Below are 17,680 nucleotides of genomic sequence, written 5' to 3'. Positions count from 1 at the left end.
CCCTTTGTCACGCTGCGAGCTGAGTTGCCGAAGTTTCTGGATCACTCCCCGGTGGCCCAGCGGCCGCGAGTAGTGCCCGGTCGTACTCGGCTCTCCACGTGATCCGTTCCGCGATCGCCCGCATGACCAGGTGCGGCCGGGGCGGGACTTGCGGGTCTCCGGGCTCGACCCTCCGCCACACCAGCCGGGCCGGGTCCGGTTGTGGCTTCTCGATCCCGATCGCGGCCAATGCCTGCTGAACGAACGCCTTCCAGTCGGTTTTGTGGTCGTCGAGGGTCTTGCCCGACCACTTCCGGGAGACCAGCACCCGACGTCCCGGCAGCCCGAGCGTGGTCCGGCGGTGAGCCCGTCCCTTGCAGTGCCCCGGCGTGGTCTTGCTGCCCGCGCCCTTGGGCTGGACCCCGTACAACAGCCAGACCGCGCAGCGCGGCGAGCACGGCGTCACCGACAGTTCGGCGTGCAGCCGGTCGTGATGATCCCGCAGCCGCGACGTGTCCGCTTCCACGACCTCGCCGGTGGACTTGGTCAGGTACTTCGTGAGGTAGCCGATGTGGCGGCCGGCCTCTTCGGTCCCGCCGAGGATGCCCTTCGAGTGCACTTGCCGCCCGAAGGTGACGACGTGGGCCGGGTCCTCCACCTGGCCCACGGCGTCGTCCCAGGTGGTCAGCGGTTCCCGGGTGTCCGGGTCGAGGAACGTCCGGGTGTCGCCGTCCCAGACCGGCAGCCGATCCGTGTAGACGAGCTGGTCGTGGTTGGGCCACCAGACCTGGTGATACGTCGCTTCGGTGACCTGCCGGATGACGTCGTGCGGGATCGCACCGCGGATCGCCGCGTGCAGGTGCGGAGCCGTCCGCTTCTGCGGCTCGACCGTCGCGAAGTACTGCGCATCCCAGCCCACAACCCGGCGCAGGTTCTGCCACCACCGATCCACCAGTGCGGAGAAGTGCACTGCGTCCCGGGCGGCCCGCCGGTAGTCGTACTGCGCCGGGTCGCTCGGCGCGCCATCACGGACGGGGCCGTAGGTGTCGCAGGTCAGGGTCACGAACATGGACGGTCGGAACTTTCCTGCGTACTCCCGGCCCACGGTGGTCTTCGCGACCTTCCGCCGGGGCAGGTTCGGCGCGTCCTGCCGACGACGGGTCGACCGCTTCACAGCACGCTTGGTCGGGACGTCGAGGGCGGGCAGCCGGCCCCGCATCCCGAGTTGCCGAAGTTCTGCATCGACCCCGGCGACTTCCTCTCGCAGCTCCTCGGCTTCAGCCTGGTCGTGCTCGACTACCTCCCGATAAGCCGCCACCAAGTCCGCCCGGTAGGTCAGGAGCTCCTTGTGATCCTCCGAGGGCGGCTCAGCGGCGAGGACGGGTTCTTCGGCCATGTGCCAGCCTTCGCGGCACTGGGCCTGCCGCAGTGCCTTCGCCTTCCGCGCACAGGGCAGGCACACCGACTCCACGGTGGACCCGCACGGCACTGGGACGTAGCGCAGTTCGCCCGTCTCCGTGTCGCCCGCTTCCATCGTGAACGGGCGGACGCAGACGCCGTGCTTCTCCGCCGTCGCCCGAATCACGTCCGCAGCCAGAGGGGCCCGCATCCGCTCCGCGCGCGTCTCACTCATCAGGCCGCCACCTCCCCAGACGACGACCAACCACGCAGCAGGAACACCGGCATCTCTTGCTTGGCTCCCACCGGGAGGTCCGGGAACACGCTCGGCTCGAACCGGACCACTCCGAACACCACGACCGGAATGCCGCACGGCGTCCGGCCACTGATTGACAGGTGCACCCACCGCCCGTCGACCAGCCGCCACAGCCGAGCCGACATGTCCTCGAGCGTCTGCGTCCACATCAGCAACGCCCGCGACACCTCGGGCAGGCCGTCCACGTCGAGCTGAACCGTGATCGGACTGGACCAAGCGTTGACGTCGACCGACGCGGCCGGCGGCAACTGATGCGAGTCCAGGTGGTCGCGGATCGCGTCGAGGAAGATCATCAGCCGGTTCACGCGGCCACCCCCTCACCGCCGTGCCGCAGATCCGCGACACCCCCGTTGGTCACATACGCCTCCAGCGTCTTGACCGTGGAGTCAGAGACCCAGCCCGCCCGGATGCGCAGGGGTTCGCGGATGCCTTCGCCCCAGACGTAACCGACACCGGCCTCCGAATCACCGATGCGGTTCGCCCACGCCCCGCGCTCATACGCCCCGTCGCCCAGGACCATCCCCACGTGCGTCTTCGAGGTGACCCGCAGACACACCCGGCGAGTGAACAGCTCACGAACCGGGACGGTGTCCTTGGTCGGCTCCTGCACGTAACCACGGACCGAGATCCCCAGCGCCCGCCCTTGCGTCGTCAGCAGAGCGACACGCTCCACAATGGCCTCACGGGTCTTGCGGTCGGTGTACTTCGTGAGCGCGCCGATCTCGTCGAACTCCAGCAGCTCCAACGGATACTCCGTCGACACCGGGATCGTGCGCAGCCGACCGGCGAACGCGCGCTTGCGGGATTCCATCTCCTCCACCAGGCCGTCCAGCAGCTCGACCGCGTCCTTGCCGCCCACCGCGTAGCGGGAGAAGATCCCGCGCCCGTAGGCCAGTTCCATGCCCTTGGGGTCGATGCCGGACATGCGCACCACCCCGGCACGAATCGCTGACGCGGCCGCCACCAGCGGGCACCACATGACGCTGTTCTTGCCCGCGCCCGAAGCACCGGCGGTCAGGCAGTGGGCACCCGAGCCCCGCAGCGGAACCCGCCAGTCACGCCCGTACTCAGTCCGGCCCGCCCAGACGTTGCGCAGGTCTACGCCGGTCGACTCGGTGCCGTCCGAGACCTGGGGGCCGGCCACCCCGCCGCTCAGCAAGTCGCGCCGCTGGAAGTCGATGGACACGACGTTGGGGGCCAGCTCGCGGACCTGACAACGAGCGACCTTCCGCGCAACGGCCAAGGCACGGGCCGCGTCGTCGAAGTCCTCCGGCTTCTGCCCGGCCACCAGCTCCACCCGCACCTCATCCCACGACGCGCCAGAGCGAACCCCGAGCACCTTCGGCAGCCGCGCATTCGGCCGGTTCGACGTCGACCGAGACAGCGCGCGTCGTCGACCGACCAGGTTCACGTTCACCACTACCGGCAGCGCCTCATCTCGCACCGACAAGCCGCAGGCGTGCAGCCACTCCGGCAGCTTCCGGCCGTAGACCGCCCACCGGGCCCACCACGAGCGCAGGAACCGCCAGCACCACTGATCGAACGAGACAGTGTCGATCGCCTTCCACGTCACCAGAACCGCCGCGACACCGGCCAGCGTCAGCGCAAGGGAGAGCCAGCCGACCAGCTCACACCACACGAACACCGCGATCACGGCGAGGCTGGTCCGCCACCGGGTTACGACCTGCGCAAGCATCCAGACCACGGCCTTGCACAGCCACCAGAGCGCGACGAACACCACGGCCGCCGCAGCCAAGCCTTCGACCACGGTCGCCAGGGCGCGACCGATCTTGTGCAACACCCACACGCCGAGCCCCAGACCGGCCAAGGCCACCACCGCGAAGCCGGGAGACATCACCGACCACCCCGCTTCACACGAAGATCCAGCGGCAGCATTCCCAGGCAGGGAGCGCACTTGGTCTCGCCGGGCAGGAGCTTGGCGAATCGTTTGCAGGAGGCGCAGCGCGTTCGGGTGACCCCCGTTGACGCTCGCGCGTTGTCATCGTTTAGCGTTGTCATTGTTCACTTCCGCTGGTTGTGGACAGCGCAGGAGCGGCAAGGTTGGTAGCCAGGTTCCGCTTCTGCGCCTTAACGGATCACACGCACCCACATCAGGACGTGCTCTATCGCCGCACGTCATAGCGTGCGTTTCGCTACTACTATTGACTTTCCAGTCGTCTACATGCGACTAATCAGCAGGCTTCCCCTCCACCTGAAGGTTCGCCGAGATCTCACCTGCCTTCCGCTCCTCGTATCCGGCCCAGTACAGCGCCTCGTGGTGGTGACCCCGGTCGACGTCCGCGACGGCCTTGTACAGCCGTGCGTTGTTGAGGCGGAACGCCAGCCACACCGAAGGGTTCGCGTCGTTGGGCGGTCGGCGGTCCATCACGACCTCGTGGGCGTCGCGCAGCGTCTTCGGGTCACCCTTGCGCACGGTCACGCCTCCCCGCGCGGGCTTCCAGTAGCGCCGCCAGTTCGTCGGCGTGGTCGCGGAGCTGGCGCAGGAATGCCACGCAGGCCGGCCACGTCTCCTGGTCCTGCGGCGGGGCCAGCGTCAGTACGAAGGGCATCCCGGCCAGCACCAGGACCGGCGGAGAAGACTGCTCCGGGCCGGTCTCCTCCACCGTCACCTCGATACCCGGGCCCACGGCCCAGCGCACTCCCAGCCCGTCCATCACGGCCGTGTCCTGCTTCACTTGCCCAATCCCTTGCCAGCTCGGCGAATCCCTCGGCCGCCGACTCCAATGCGGCCACGCACCACCACGGCAACCCGCGCACTTGCGCCAGCTCGTGCCACGCCCGCGACACCCGCCGAGCAGCATTCGCCGTGTTCGTCGCACTCACCGGCGACAGCACCGCACGCCCGTGCTCCCACGCGGCCATGTAGTCGCGATACGCCTGCTCCCACGCCTCGACCCGCTCGCGGAAGCCCATCCCTGTCACGCGGCCTTCGGCGTCTCACCGGACCCACCAGACCAGGACGGCTTCGCGTTCGCGGCGGCCTGCTTGAACCCGGTCGCGCGGAACACGTAGGACTGGTACTTGAACTCACCCTGCCCAGCCACACGCGGCTCGGCGGTCAGGCCGTCCAGCTCGATCGGTCGCATCCCGGGCAGTGCCTCCGAGGTGGTCGGCACGGTCTGGACGTCGGCGAGAAGGGTGATCTTGAAGGAGGCCCGCTTCGCGCGTGTCTCGGCCGGGTCGGTGACCATGACCTTCCACTGCCGCTTGCCCGTGATCTCGTCGACCCGCTGCCGCACCGGCCGATTGGCAGCCCGGTCCTCCCGCGACTGGTACTCGTTGTCCGGCGAGACATCGCCCACCATCACCAGACCCTGCGTGAACGCGTCGTCGAAGTCGATGCCGAACCGGTGTCCCTTGTCGATAGCCATGCTGAATCCCTTTGCTCGTATGGGTTTCTTGCGCTCAGTCGCGCTCTTCCGACCACTGGTCGCCGACAGGAGAGGAGTAGGTGCGCGTGCGGTTCTGCGTCTCGCACCACTCGCCGAACTCGTTCGCGGCCACGGCGAGGCTCCGCGCAAACCGCGCGGTGTCCATCAGGCCGCCGATCCGAGCCGGTACCTGGATCATGATCGCGGTTTCATCGCCCCCGGCCACCAGTTGGCGGACTCCCGGGGAAGGTGAGACGACGGCAGCGCCGTATCCGACGAGGGGCTGAATCACCACGTGAATGCCCATGTGTGCTCTCCCGATGTCTCGGCTTGAGCGCGTCCGATTGGGCGCGCTGAGACCAGGAGACACCCGGGTAAGGAAGATCACCCGGACAAACTGTCCGGGTCGGTTCTAGCGGTCAGCCGGAACGGCCTTCTCGATCGCGTCCAGCATGGCTGACCAGGGCAGATCCCGGCCAGGAGCGGCCCGCGGTTCATGCAGCGGCCAGACGTCGTCACCGTAAAGCAGGTCCACGCCGACGCGCCGCAGATTCTCGATGTGCATGGTCCAGAACGGCTGACGCGCGTGTGCCGCGTTGACGCGCGGGAACACGATCACCGGCAGGTTCAGCGTCCCGATCGCCTCATTGACCTGCGTCAACGCCTGGTTGTCAGCGATGCCGAGAGACATTTTCGCGACGAAGTTCGCCGAGGCCGGCGCCACCAGGTAACAGCTCGGGGCCGGGTGTGGGCTCTTCTGCGATGGCGGCCGGGGCTCGACCCGAACCGGGTAGCCAGTGGTCTGCTCGATCTCGTCGAGCTGCCTGGTCTCGGTCAGCCAGCGGCTGGCGGTGGGTGTCAGGGTGACCGCGACTGTCCAGCCTGCGTCTTGGGCAGGCGTGATCAGGCGCGGAAGCAGGTCTTCGACTCCGCCGGCCCCGGAGGCGACCAGCCCGAGAACTCGCGACATATAGCTACCTCACCGCGCCGCAGCGCTCAGCCAGCGCGAGCAGCGCCGAGGACTTGCCAGCTGTGGCCGGGGCGCGCCGGTACATCGACCGCACGACCTCCCGGACCATCGTGTTGTGTCGGACGATGGTCGGCGACTTCTGCTCCGCCTCCAAGAGGACTTGAAGGGCGTCGTCGTCCTTGGCGAGCAGACTCAGTGCCCGGGCGAAGTCGATCAGGTGCGTGACCTGGCGTTCCACGGGCAAGTGGTCGACGTTGACGCGCGGCGCGGTCTCGATCACCTGGCTGACGTCGCCGAGGTCCAGGGCGGCCGACAGCCGATGGAGCTCCACATTGGCCGGCCCGAACCCAGTCTGCCAGTAGTTGGCGTCCACACCCAGCTGTTCAGCGGCGGTTTTCGCGTGCCGAAGGAGGTCGTTCGCGGTGGTCCGGTCCTGATGTCGCGCCGCCGCGACAGCGGTACGGAGGTAGAGCATCCCGTACAGGCTCAGCGCAGCCGGATCCCCCTCGGCCATCCTCGGCAGCAGCCACTTCGCCGCGACGTCACCCAGCTCAAGCGCGTCGTCGAACCGGCCCACGGCCAGGAGTGCGTGCGTGCCGGAGCGGGCGGCCGAGGCCAGAACTAGCGGATCATCGGAGTCGTCCGCCGCCTGCATAGCCCGTTCCGCCGCGATCCACGCGAGGTCAGCCTCACCGATCTTGCTCAACGTAGTCGCGGCCAGGTGGTGCACTCGCGCCGAGATGGCGGCGCAGGACCGCTTGTACCCAGCGTCGTCCGCTGAGGCGGCTTCCATCGCCTGCGTGGTCTTGATCAAGTCGGGCAGCGCAGTGACGACGCGGCCCAGGTCGCCCTTCTGGTAGCTCGACCAGGCACCTTCCACTAGTTGTCGAACTGGTTGCGGATCGATGTACTCGGGCGACATGGCCGAGGAGAACAGCGTCCGCGACAGCCGGCGAGGAGCCATCAGCGCGTCCCGGATCGCTGGGACGTCGTCGTGCTTGTCCTGCTCCTCCATCAGCACGGGCTCGCCGAGCAAGTCACCCAGCGTCACCCGCAGCCCTCGCGCGAGGTCGGCCAGCACGTCCAACCTGCGGATATCCCGCTCACCACGCTCGATCTTGCTCAACCAGTCCTCGGTACGGCCCACCAGGTCAGCAAGCACCGCCTGAGACAGCCCACGCCGCCGCCGGTAGAACGCGATCCGCTCACCGATGCTGAGCTGGTCACCCGCACCACGCATGTCTACAGGCTAGCAAAGAGGAGCCGGGCAGCCCGCCGGCGAACATCTCGGATAGTAAATCAGTTTCAACCGTATCGCAGCTCAATCATATTCGAGCACTCCCTCACCAATCCTCCTCTGCGCCTTACTGAAAGCTCTACTTGGCACAGGGTCACTCTTACTAACTATCGCGTCATATTTCTCGCGCAGTGATCGAACCAGGTCATCAAGATCACTTTCGAGCTCCTTTAGGGAGGCCAACGAAATCTCCATACCAACAAGATGGCGAAATTTAGTGAACTCTTGTGCCGAGCTTTTGAAGCTTATCATATTTTTACTAGACCCCAAGAAGGCTGCAGTAGCTGCGATCGCGCTAGCAACCGCACTCACCGCGCCCCATTGTTTGGATGCGTCAAGGGCCACTAATGCACCTGCGACCGCGCCGAGCAACGCAGGAATAAATACAACAGTTCGCCCTATCCAGTCAGCCGACTTAGCCGCCTCAAAGTAGGCTTGGGCGGAATAACTGGAGTCTTCGTACATTTTCTTCATCAAAGAAATGTATAATTCGAGTACCTTTGCGTCTACCATTCAGGGTTTTCCACTTCCGGATATGGAATCTCAACGGGCTGCGAGCGCAGATAGTCGGCAGTCAAAGATAGCGGAGGGTCTGCGATCGCAACAGACTTTAACCACTCTTCACTCGCTTGGTTTGACTCATAGCAAGCAACCAGCAGGGCTCGCCTCGTTCGACTATTTGACTCGACCTGATATTCTTGCTTCAATCGAGCGCTTTCTCCTGGTCGACTATGAAGTCCGAGGTAGCGCGCTGAAATCTCCCGCAGGAAAGTTTCCGCGTTTCTATCCAACAGTACGGCCCACGCGGCATCGACTGCCTCCCTGCTTGAAATTGAGTTTCGAACAAGGAAAATATAAATATGATGCTGAGCATAAGGGTACATGGAAAGCCCGCCATCAACTAACCATGACACTACAGACGGACCAATCTGCGGGTATTCCTCAAGAAAAACACTCAGATAGATAAGCACCTGTCGGGCAATATGCGGAACATAATTAAAGTTGTTAAGCAACCACTCGACAGCATAATCGTCTTCCAGCCTACCCAGATTGGTCAAACTGAACTTGAGATCGCGCGCCGACTGGGTTTCAATAGCACGGTCAAAAAGGTCTTGAACATTTCCCTCAACGCCATCTATTCCAGCAGCCACGCCATAGTTAATTGCATCTTTATCCTTATCTTCCAGGTGGTCAATAACCTTCTCACTCTCGATTATAACCGTCTTGGATGCCGCCAGATTCAGATGTCGGTGCCGCAATGTTCGGTTAGCGTCGACCAGGACCTCACGGAGGGCAGCCCAGTCTTGCCCAAAGATGTACATGTCATCCGAGTATCTGAAGTGCCTAAACCCGCTTCTTTTTAATTCGCTATCAAGCGGCGCCAGATACAGGTTTGCAAGGGAGCCCGACATGTCAGGCCCCTGAGGTATGCCCCACGCACTACTTAATCCATTGAATGCTCTCAGAAAGTCTATCAATGAATCTTGCGCCCACCGCGCTGCTTGCAGTTGTCCAATGTCGTCGGCCAAAATGTCTATGTCAATATGCTCAAAAAATGACGACACATCCGCACTAGCTAAGAAGTAATCCGGGTGATCGAGATGGAATTTTCTTGCTTGTTTTTGCATTTTAATCCACCAGTTGGTGGGACTAAGCATTCTTTGACTCTTTTTCCACCATTTACTGCTGTAAACAGAGTTGGAGGTAATATCCTCGATCTCGTCTGCCATTGCAATAATAAAAGCCTCATAGGCCAGCCTGCGGCGGATATCCAGGCGAGCAAGCGGGCGCACTGCAATTCGATCCTTGGGCAAGTCAACTATCTCGACACTCAATGGAAGAAGATTACCATTTTCAAAGTCGCGAACAATGGACTCCCTGAAGGATGACCACTGCGATGCTATATCAGCATGGTCAATTATGTCGGGGAGATCCATGTCAACACTAGCTCTACCGATATTGCGCCACGCGACATCCAAAAAGGGCGCTAGCGAATGGTCGCCAGCGTAATCCATCGCAAATACCTCTTACTCTAGTTAAAACAGCAGAACAGATGTTCATATTTGCCACAACTGGGACAACGACCGACTTATTTCGTTGCCGAACTTGGCTCTATGGGATCAAGGGCGCGCCGCCGGTGGCGGCGCGCCTGTCGCCTAGGTAGCCCCTCGCCTTGGCGGCCGCATCCGCTTCCGACACGGCGGGCTGCCGCTCCGCGCCGCCCGCCGGCCGGGCGGTGCGGCCGCCAGCGGGTCACCTGGCGCAGCGCCGCGCGGCGACACACGGATCCCCAGAGCCAACGTTGGCCTCCTCTGCGAGCGGCTGTGACATACGGGTCGTTCGTGACTCGATCTCCGTTACGCACCGTCGTAAGAGACCTCCATCCCGAAGCCTGATCGTGACAACGGCCGGTAGCACCGCGTCAAGACGATGAAGCGTGTCTTGACCCGGCACCACCGGCCGCGTGCAGGCTTCGTATCGGGATGCAGGGCAGGGTGTGGCGTCGGTCGCCAGGCCGTCTCCAGGCCGTCAGAGGTCGGAAAGAGGCAAGCACCCGCGAGAACTGATGACAGACAAAACCGCAGCTCAGCGTACCTGAGAGGCAGGAACGCCGAGGTCGAGCAGAACCCCGGAGCAGATCATCGCGATCTGGTTGGCCATGTACGCCTAGCCTCGCGCCTACCTGCATCCCGAAGTCAGAACACGGCCGGTGGCGCCACCGGCCGTGTTCTGGCTTCGGATCGGGATGCAGGGTGGGGCCTGGCCGGGGTCCGTCAGGTCCGAACACCCGGCTATCCCTGCGGCTTCAACCGCCGATACCGCGCCCACTGCATCCCCGTATAAGGCACCAGCACCGCCACCCACAACCATGACGTCCACCAACGCGACACCAGCGCCACGAAGACGAACAACACTATGGCCGCCGCACCGGCGATCACGCAGGCCAGGGCCCGTCTCCGGGAACCGCCTGCCTGCGTTTCTCCCCCATCGCTCATGCGCTCAGCTTGCCGTACCGAGACTCAGCCGAACATCCCCGGCTGGTACTCGCCCGCCGGGTTGCGCAGGATCACGTTCAGCCGGTTCCACGTGTTGATCTCCGCCACCAGGCACACCAGCGCGCCGACCTGCTCGTCGTCGTAGTGCTTGCGGACCGCTTCCCACGTCTCGTCGCTGACGCCTTCGTGCGCGTCCGCCAGGCGGGTTCCCTCCTCCGTCAGCGCCAGGGCCGCGCGCTCGGCCTCGGTGAACACCGTTGCCTCGCGCCACGCTGCCACCAACGCCAGGCGGACCGCCGTCTCGCCGGCCGCTGCCGCGTCCTTGGTGTGCATGTCCAGGCACATTCCGCAGCCGTTGATCTGGCTCGCCCGGATCTTCACCAGCTCCTGCGTCGCCTTCGGGAGGGCGGACTCCTGGATCGGGCGGGACGCCGCGATCAGGCGCTTGAAGAACTTGGTCGTGACCTCGTTCTCGAACATGTTGAGACGCGCTTCCATGGTGCTTCCCTTCCTCTGGAGTTCCACAGCCTTGACGCGGTGGCGCCCCGAGTTGTGACAGCGGCGGGAGTGGCGCCGGTCACAGCGGTAGGACCTGCTTCGCCGCGTCGCGGGCTGCGGCCGCCAGCTTCACCATGAACTTGGCGAACTCGATGTCCTCCGCGCGGTTGCGGGGCGGGGCGAGCGTCATCGTCACCTCGCCGAGCTTCAGCACCACCGCCGGCAGCGGGTGGTCCCAGCCGACGAACTGCATCACCGCGTCCGCGTCCGCCGGGACGCGCCACATCACTTCGCACTCGTCCATGCCCCCTGCTTCCCAGGGAGGCCGAGGTCCACACCTTCGCGCCATCACCCACGCCGCCCGTCACCTCACTCGCACCCCCGCCGACCTGCGGGGACACCTCGGGCCTGACCAGCGGGGACCGCTTCAAACCACCACTTTTGTGGGTCACCCACGGGTGCACCACGGCGGTTGCCGTGATCAACAGCACGGCCGACCGTAACCCCCAACAGACCCAACGCGTGGAAGGAACAGCACAGCGATGGCCAAGAGCATGCAGCCCCAGGAGCTCATCGACAGTGCCGTGGTCGACCCGGCCGGCAACAAGCTCGGGAAGGTCGGCAACGTCTACCTCGCCGACGCGACCCGCCAGCCGGAGTGGATCACCGTCAAGACCGGCCTGTTCGGGACCAAGGAGAGCTTCGTCCCGCTCTCCGGCGCGCACACCGACAAGGACGGCGTGCACGTCCGGGTCGACAAGGACGCCGTCTCGGACGCGCCGCGCATCGACGCCGACGGGCACCTTTCCCCCGAGGAGAGCGCGCAGCTCTACCAGCACTACGGCCTTCCGATGCCGCGCACCTCGCCCGACGGCCGGATGGACGACCGCTCGCAGGGCCGCGACCCGGCGATGGGCGGCGCCGGGAAAGGCCGGGCGGGCCAGGAGAAGGCCGGAATGGCCGACGCGGGCCAGGGCATGGCCGGCCGCGGTAAGGCCGGCGACCCGGCGATGGGCCGCGGCAAGTCCGAAAAGGACGACGACCGGGTCATGACGCGCTCCGAGGAGCGGCTCAACGTCGGCACCGAGCAGGTCGAGACCGGGCACGTGCGGCTGCGCAAGTACGTCGTCACCGAAGAGCAGCAGGTCACCGTGCCGGTCCGGCACGAAGAGGTGCGCATCGAGCGTGAGCCGATCAAGGACGGCCAGGCCGGCGGGGACATCGGCGAGGCCGAACAGGACGTCGTCCTGCACGCGGAGAAGCCGGTGGTGCGCAAGGAAACCGTGCCGGTCGAGCGGGTTCGCCTGCGGACCGAGACGGTCACCGACGAGCAGACCGTCTCGGGCAAGGTCCGCAAGGAGCAGTTCGAGGTCACCGACGACAACGGCAAGCACCGTAAGTAGGAGCGCCCGGTGCGGGCGGCCGGGCCCCGACCCCGGCCGCCCCCGGGTTCAGGCCGGGGCCGTGCGCAGGCGCGCCAGCCCGGCCAGCAGCCGCAGGCCCTTCTTCCGCATCGACGGCGGGAACGGCGGCATCGACAGCGTCAGCGCGCGGTCCGCGCCCTGGACGTACAGCTCGAACTTCACCAGGAAGCCGCTCGTCGGCTCGGTGATCGCGACCTGCTCGCGCGGCACGCCGAACAGGGCCTTGCGCGGGCCGCCGGTCGACGGGTCGGCCTCGAAGAACAGCAGCTGACGGTCGGTCAGCAGCAGGTACAGCTCACGCTGGGTCGTGATCGAGAACATCATGCCGCCGCTGAGCACGGCGGTGGCGACGCCGAGGGCGATGCCCTGGCCGAAGACCTGGCGGACCGAGCCCACCTTGGCCATCGTGAGCACTTCGGGCGTTTCGCCCGGTTGCATCAGGGGTGCGGCGAGCTCGAGCAAGCGTCTTTCACGGCGTGCGCCCATGGCGGGTTCCTTCGGGGAGTGGGAGCGGACGCGCCAGCGTAGAGCACGCGTGCCGCTCCCCTTTCCCTTGCCTCACAAGGAAACCGCACCAAAGGGACGATCAGGACGTCAGCATCGGCGCCGCGAGGAACTGGTCCGGGATGGCGAACGCGTCGACCAGGGCCCGCGCGTGCGGGCGCAGCTCCGCGCAGAGGCCGTTCACCGCCGCGGTGACGGCCTTTCCCCGTGCCGCCGACAACCGGCCGTGGCCCAGGAACCAGGCCAGATCCTCCTCGATCGCCGACAGCGCGTAGAGGTCGCAGACGCGCTCCAGCAGCGAACGGGCGTCCGCGTCTTCACACCGGGAGATCGCCGACGCGAACGCCGAGAGGGTCAGCCGCTCGACGTGCACCCGGCCCGCGCGCAGCACGTGGTCCTGCGCCGAGTTGAACACGCCGAACGGGTCCGACGCCGCCTTGCGCAGGCGCTTCGCCACTCCCTCGACGACGTGCTCCTCGCGGTCCTCGAACAGCCGCAGCTGCCATTCGCGGCTGAAGAAGACGTCCGAGTCCGACCCCTCGGTGAGCGCGTCGAGCGCCTTGCGCACGGACGTCCGCTCCAGGATCGCGCTGACCACCTGGTCGGTGAAGAACCGGGCCGTGGCCAGCGGTGAAAGGTCCTCGAAGTCGTGCTTGTAGCTGGTCAGCAGGCCCTTCGCGACCAGCTGCAGCAGCACCGTGTTGTCGCCTTCGAACGTCGTGAAGACGTCGGTGTCGGCCTTCAGCCCGGGCAGCAGGTTCTCCGCCAGGTACCCCGCGCCGCCGCAGGCCTCGCGCGCGGCCTGGATCGTCGCCGTCGCGTGCCACGTGTTGAGCGCCTTCAGGCCGGCCGCGCGCGACTCCAGCTCGCGCTGCTCCTCCTCGGGCGCCGAGGAGTCGATGTCGTGCAGCTTCGACACGAGCTCTTCCTGCGCGAAGTGCAGCGCGTACGTCTTCGCCAGCGCCGGCAGCAGCTTCCGCTGGTGGCCGAGGTAGTCGAGGATGACCACCTCGTCGCCGTCCGGGGTCATGAACTGCCGCCGCTGCTCGCCGTAGCGGACGGCCAAGGCGAGCGCGCGTTTTGTCGCGCTTCCCGCGCTTCCGCCGACACTCACGCGCCCGCGGATCAGCGTGCCGAGCATGGTGAAGAAGCGGCGGCTGTCACTCTCGATCGGGCTCGAGTACGTGCCGTCCTCGGCGACGTCGCCGAAACGGTTCAGCAGGGCCTCGCGCGGGACTCGGACGTTGTCGAAGCTCAGCCGTCCGTTGTCGACGCCGTTGAGGCCCGCCTTCGGGCCGCAGTCCTCGATGGACACTCCCGGCGCCGGCGCGCCGGCCTCGTCGCGGATCGGCACCAGGAACGCGTGCACCCCGCGGGACTCACCACCGGTGACGAGCTGGGCGAACACCACCGCCATCCGGCCGTCGCGGGCCGCGTTGCCGATGTACTCCTTCCGCGCCATGGCATCCGGCGTATGCACGACGAACCCACCGTCCACATAGGTCGCCGTGGTACGCAGGTGCTGGACGTCGGAGCCGTGGCCGTGTTCGGTCATCGCGAAGCAGCCGAGCAGGCGCAGGTCCATGATCTCGCGCAGGTGCCGCTCGTGGTGGCGGGCCGTGCCCAGCAGCTGGACCGCGCCGCCGAACAGTCCCCATTGGACACCGGCCTTCACCATCAGCGACAGGTCGCCGTAGCCCAGCATCTCGAACGACGTCACCGAGCCGCCGACGTCACCACCGCCGCCGTAGGCCGAATCGAAGCCCAGGCCGGGCCGGTCGGTCTCGGCGAGCGCGCGCAGCTGGTCGAGCACCTGGGCGCGGTGCGCCTCGACGCCGAGGTTCACCGGGTCCCGGAACTCGGCGCCGCTCATCTGCGCGCGCACCCCGCGGCGCAGCTCGGCCCAGCGGCCGTCGAGGACGGTGGTCAGCTCGTCCGGATCCACCTTCGACGGCACTTCGGGGATGTCCACGGCTAACCTCCGGAAAGGACGGACGGCAGGCTTCCTACTCGTTGGTAGTAAGCCTGCCGCAGCCGCGCCGATCCTGCCACGTCAGACGGGCTTGCCGTTCACCGTCACCTTCGTGAACCGGGCGTTGTCCACGCACTTCAGCGTGTTCGAGGCGTCGGACACACCCGCGAACTTCGAGTCCGAAACGGCGAACCCGTGCACGTGGGCGTCGGAAAGCCCGCTGACGTCGAAGGTCTTGCCGGCGATCTTCGTGCTCGTGCAGTTGCTGATCGTGAACGGCCCGAAATGTTGTCGAGGTTGATGTTCTCCGAGAACCCGCCACGCAGCGTGTTCGACTTCACGTAGACGTTGCGGATCCCGCCGGTCTGCTCGCTGCCGCAGGTGATCGCGCCCCAGTTGCCGTTCATCACGCAGTTCACCACCACGAGGTTCTGGCACGGGACGTTCACCCGGCGCCCGTCGGCGTCGCGGCCGGACTTGATCGCGATGTTGTCGTCGTGCGCGCCGAGGCCGCAGTTCGCGATGACCACGTGGTCGCACGACTCCGGGTCGCAGCCGTCGGTGTTGGAGTGCGCGGTACTGGGGTCGGTGGTGACGCCGTCGACGGTCACGTTGCGGCAGAGTGTCGGGTGCAGCTGCCAGAACATCGAGTTCTTCAGCGTGATGCCCTGGATCAGCACGTTCTCGCACGCGTACGGCTCGACGAACGTCGACCGCATGGTGTGGCCGGAGCCGGGCACCACCCGCTTCTCCGGCGGGGTTCCCTTGGCCACCAACGTCTCCAGGTAGGCGCGGTCGCTGCCCTTGTTCCACGACGACGTCGCCGCCGCGTCGAGCGTGCCGCTGCCGGTGAGGGCGATGTTCTTAGACGGCGCCGGTCAGGAAGGTCCCCTTGGGCACGGTGACGTGGCCGCCGCCGGCCGCGTTGCAGGCGTCGACCGCCTTCTTGATCGCCGCGGTGTTGTCGGTCTTGCCGTCGTTCTTCGCGCCGTAGCCGGTGATCGCGAACGTCCGGTCCGGGAACACGGGGATCGTCGTGTTCGCGACGATGTCGTTCGCCGCCGGCCACGGGAGCGTGGGGACGTCGACGCGGTACTGGCGGGGCGCGGCGAAGCGATGCCGGGCAGCAGCGGCACCGCCGCCACCGCGAGCCCGCCTTTGATCAGCTGCCGCCGGGTGAACCTGCCGTCCATGGGCGTGTTCCTTCACGTGAAAGACCCGGTGTGACGGCGGAACCCCCGGCACGGACCGCGGGCACGACGAACTCTAAGGGCGGAAGCCGCTCCGGGTCCAGGGTTGCGCGAGCGGCGAAAGTGCTGTCATGATCGGAACATGTCGATCCGAAAGGGCGTGCGCGCCCTCGCGCGTTGAGCGCCTCCCGGCGGCCGGACCGCCGACCTCCCGATGATTCCGAGTGGCTGAAGCACGCCTTCTGCACGGCGCCCGCCGATCGGGCCGCGGCCGAGGACGCCATCACCGGCCTCTACGCGCTGCTGGGCGAGCCGCCGCCCGCGTTCGTGTGGGTGGCTTCGCCGAACGCCGCCGTGCCGCACCTGCCGCCACCGCAAGCGCTTTCCACGACCGGGCCGCTGCCGCTGGAATCGCGGCTGGCCACCCGTGTCGCCCAGCTGCGTCAGCACGACCGGCGGCCGGACCCGGTGCTGTGGCCGACCGTCAAGGAGTCCTTCGCCGCCTTGGTCCGAGGCGCGATCCGGCAGCATTTCGGGCTGCATTGGTACGGCCAGCAGGACGCCTACTGGGTGGCCGGCTGCCGGCTAAGTCCGGAGGCCGAACTGTGGGCCACTTTGGTCCGGTCCTGCGGCTGGTGGTGGCCGCGCGACGGCTTCTGCGTGGTCGCCGAACGGCCGCTGGCGGTCCGTACCGAGCCCGCAGGAAGCGCTTACCGGCTGCACAGCGCGTCCAGTCCCGCGGTGGTTTATCCCGACGGCTGGGCCGTGCACGTCTGGCACGGCACACGGGTGCCGTCCTGGGTGGTCGAGGACCCCACTGCCGACCGGATCAACCGCGAGCTCAACGTCGAGGTGCGCCGCTGCGCCACCGAAAACCTGGGCTGGCCCGCCTACATCGACCAGGCCGGGCTGCGGCTGCTGAGCCGGGCGCCCGATCCGGGCAACCCCGGCTGTGAGCTGCGGCTCTACACCCTGCCACCGCAGAAGTGGCACGCGCCGAGCCGGCTGCTGCTGGCCGTCAACGGCTCCGTGGAACGCGACGGCACCCGCCGCCGCTACGGACTGCGCGTGCCCGCCGGATTCGACCATCCCCTCGACGCGGCCGGCTGGACGTACGGGCTCACCGGAGCCCAGTACGCCGGCTTGCGGCGCCGGACCTGACCCACGAGGTGACCCATGGAACTCGCAGAACTGCTCGACCGGACCGGGCTCGACGTCCTCGACCACCTGGACCGCCAGGTCACCGTCCCGGTGATCGACGGCCTTCAGGCGCAGGGCGACCTGCTCGTCCTCCCCCTGGCCTTCCTGGACGCCCCGCTCCACCGCGGCGGCTGGTGGGACCTGCCCGCCGAAGGCCGCGAACTCGTCCGGGGCGAGGCGGGCAACAACCCGCACACGCTCGTCGCGGACCGCGGCACCTGCCGGCTGGCCATGTGGGTGAGCGATCCCGAACGGCTGGCCGTGGCGGTCTTCGACACCACCGCGCCGGCCTATCTGATCCACCCCGAGCACGGCGGCACGGGCATCGCGCCCGGCACCTGGGTCGTGCGACGGCAGCGGGAGCTGGGCGCCGGTTTCCGGAAGCCGGTGCTGGTCGCGGACTGACCCGGTCGTGGGGGGGGGGGGGGGGGGGGGGGGGGGGGGGGGGGGGGGAGGGGGCGGAGGGGGGGGGGGGGGGGGGGGGGGGTGGTGGGGGGGGGGGGGGGGGGGGGGCGGCGGGGGGGGGGGGGGGGGAGGGGGGGTG

The 17,680-nt window shown here is 66.9% G+C and carries 18 protein-coding genes and 1 pseudogene; 3 read left to right on the top strand and 16 right to left on the bottom strand.

Going from position 1 to position 17,680, the window contains the following annotated elements; genetic code table 11:
- Positions 1 to 7: 7 nt before the first annotated feature.
- The 13 genes from ACZ63E_RS12875 to ACZ63E_RS12815 all read right to left on the bottom strand — a co-directional run bounded on the left by ACZ63E_RS12875 (position 8) and on the right by ACZ63E_RS12815 (position 11,150).
- Positions 8 to 1,612: a replication initiator gene (locus ACZ63E_RS12875; protein WP_465336131.1), complete on the bottom strand. Its 1,605-nt coding sequence runs from the start codon at positions 1,610 to 1,612 to the stop codon at positions 8 to 10.
- Positions 1,612 to 1,998 carry a hypothetical protein gene (locus ACZ63E_RS12870; protein ID WP_465336130.1) on the bottom strand — a complete coding sequence of 129 codons (387 nt, stop codon included), beginning with the start codon at positions 1,996 to 1,998 and terminating at the stop codon, positions 1,612 to 1,614. The genes ACZ63E_RS12875 and ACZ63E_RS12870 overlap by 1 nt, the downstream gene beginning before the upstream one ends.
- Complete coding sequence (locus ACZ63E_RS12865; protein WP_465336129.1) at positions 1,995 to 3,548, bottom strand: FtsK/SpoIIIE domain-containing protein; 1,554 nt, start codon at positions 3,546 to 3,548, stop codon at positions 1,995 to 1,997. The genes ACZ63E_RS12870 and ACZ63E_RS12865 overlap by 4 nt, the downstream gene beginning before the upstream one ends.
- Before the next feature lie 333 nt (positions 3,549 to 3,881).
- Positions 3,882 to 4,133, bottom strand: coding sequence for an AMED_5909 family protein (locus ACZ63E_RS12860; RefSeq protein WP_465336128.1), 252 nt, complete (start codon positions 4,131 to 4,133; stop codon positions 3,882 to 3,884).
- Positions 4,114 to 4,389: a hypothetical protein gene (locus ACZ63E_RS12855; protein WP_465336127.1), complete on the bottom strand. Its 276-nt coding sequence runs from the start codon at positions 4,387 to 4,389 to the stop codon at positions 4,114 to 4,116. Before ACZ63E_RS12855 ends, ACZ63E_RS12860 begins: the two co-directional genes overlap by 20 nt.
- Before the next feature lie 243 nt (positions 4,390 to 4,632).
- Positions 4,633 to 5,085, bottom strand: a complete 453-nt coding sequence (locus tag ACZ63E_RS12850; protein WP_465336126.1) for a hypothetical protein — start codon at positions 5,083 to 5,085, stop codon at positions 4,633 to 4,635.
- A 34-nt stretch (positions 5,086 to 5,119) separates the two neighbouring features.
- Positions 5,120 to 5,392, bottom strand: coding sequence for a hypothetical protein (locus ACZ63E_RS12845; RefSeq protein ID WP_372663754.1), 273 nt, complete (start codon positions 5,390 to 5,392; stop codon positions 5,120 to 5,122).
- A 105-nt stretch (positions 5,393 to 5,497) separates the two neighbouring features.
- Positions 5,498 to 6,055, bottom strand: coding sequence for a flavoprotein (locus tag ACZ63E_RS12840; RefSeq protein WP_465336125.1), 558 nt, complete (start codon positions 6,053 to 6,055; stop codon positions 5,498 to 5,500).
- Positions 6,056 to 6,059: 4 nt separating this feature from the next.
- Positions 6,060 to 7,295 carry a helix-turn-helix domain-containing protein gene (locus ACZ63E_RS12835; RefSeq protein WP_465336124.1) on the bottom strand — a complete coding sequence of 412 codons (1,236 nt, stop codon included), beginning with the start codon at positions 7,293 to 7,295 and terminating at the stop codon, positions 6,060 to 6,062.
- A gap of 81 nt (positions 7,296 to 7,376) precedes the next feature.
- Positions 7,377 to 7,826, bottom strand: coding sequence for a hypothetical protein (locus tag ACZ63E_RS12830; protein WP_465336123.1), 450 nt, complete (start codon positions 7,824 to 7,826; stop codon positions 7,377 to 7,379).
- A 32-nt stretch (positions 7,827 to 7,858) separates the two neighbouring features.
- Positions 7,859 to 9,289, bottom strand: a complete 1,431-nt coding sequence (locus ACZ63E_RS12825; protein WP_465336122.1) for an RNA-directed DNA polymerase — start codon at positions 9,287 to 9,289, stop codon at positions 7,859 to 7,861.
- Between the two features lie 1,083 nt (positions 9,290 to 10,372).
- Positions 10,373 to 10,846 (bottom strand): carboxymuconolactone decarboxylase family protein, encoded by a 474-nt coding sequence (locus ACZ63E_RS12820; RefSeq protein WP_465336121.1) that lies wholly within the window; start codon positions 10,844 to 10,846, stop codon positions 10,373 to 10,375.
- Between the two features lie 79 nt (positions 10,847 to 10,925).
- A complete protein-coding gene (locus ACZ63E_RS12815) occupies positions 10,926 to 11,150 on the bottom strand; it encodes a hypothetical protein (RefSeq protein ID WP_465302680.1) in 225 nt (74 codons plus the stop codon).
- 238 nt (positions 11,151 to 11,388) lie between these two features.
- On the opposite strand from ACZ63E_RS12815, the gene ACZ63E_RS12810 reads away from it, so the two are divergent.
- Complete coding sequence (locus ACZ63E_RS12810) at positions 11,389 to 12,249, top strand: DUF2382 domain-containing protein (RefSeq protein WP_465336120.1); 861 nt, start codon at positions 11,389 to 11,391, stop codon at positions 12,247 to 12,249.
- 48 nt (positions 12,250 to 12,297) lie between these two features.
- Here ACZ63E_RS12810 and ACZ63E_RS12805 read toward each other — a convergent pair whose 3' ends face one another.
- The 3 genes and pseudogenes from ACZ63E_RS12805 to ACZ63E_RS12795 form a co-directional block, all read right to left on the bottom strand.
- Positions 12,298 to 12,756, bottom strand: a complete 459-nt coding sequence (locus ACZ63E_RS12805) for a hypothetical protein (RefSeq protein ID WP_465336119.1) — start codon at positions 12,754 to 12,756, stop codon at positions 12,298 to 12,300.
- Positions 12,757 to 12,856: 100 nt separating this feature from the next.
- Positions 12,857 to 14,746 (bottom strand): acyl-CoA dehydrogenase family protein, encoded by a 1,890-nt coding sequence (locus ACZ63E_RS12800; RefSeq protein WP_465336118.1) that lies wholly within the window; start codon positions 14,744 to 14,746, stop codon positions 12,857 to 12,859.
- Between the two features lie 81 nt (positions 14,747 to 14,827).
- Positions 14,828 to 15,939: pseudogene (locus ACZ63E_RS12795) on the bottom strand (glycosyl hydrolase family 28 protein).
- Between the two features lie 174 nt (positions 15,940 to 16,113).
- Here ACZ63E_RS12795 and ACZ63E_RS12790 point away from each other — a divergent pair.
- Positions 16,114 to 17,097 (top strand): DUF6745 domain-containing protein, encoded by a 984-nt coding sequence (locus ACZ63E_RS12790; RefSeq protein WP_465336117.1) that lies wholly within the window; start codon positions 16,114 to 16,116, stop codon positions 17,095 to 17,097.
- A 15-nt stretch (positions 17,098 to 17,112) separates the two neighbouring features.
- Entirely contained in the window at positions 17,113 to 17,541 is a 429-nt protein-coding gene (locus ACZ63E_RS12785) for a hypothetical protein (protein ID WP_465336116.1), read from the top strand.
- Positions 17,542 to 17,680: the final 139 nt, after the last annotated feature.

Source organism: Amycolatopsis sp. NPDC104819 (genome assembly GCF_055583145.1).
Note: the sequence above shows the minus strand (reverse complement) of the source record. Positions and strands in the feature narration are given on the sequence as shown.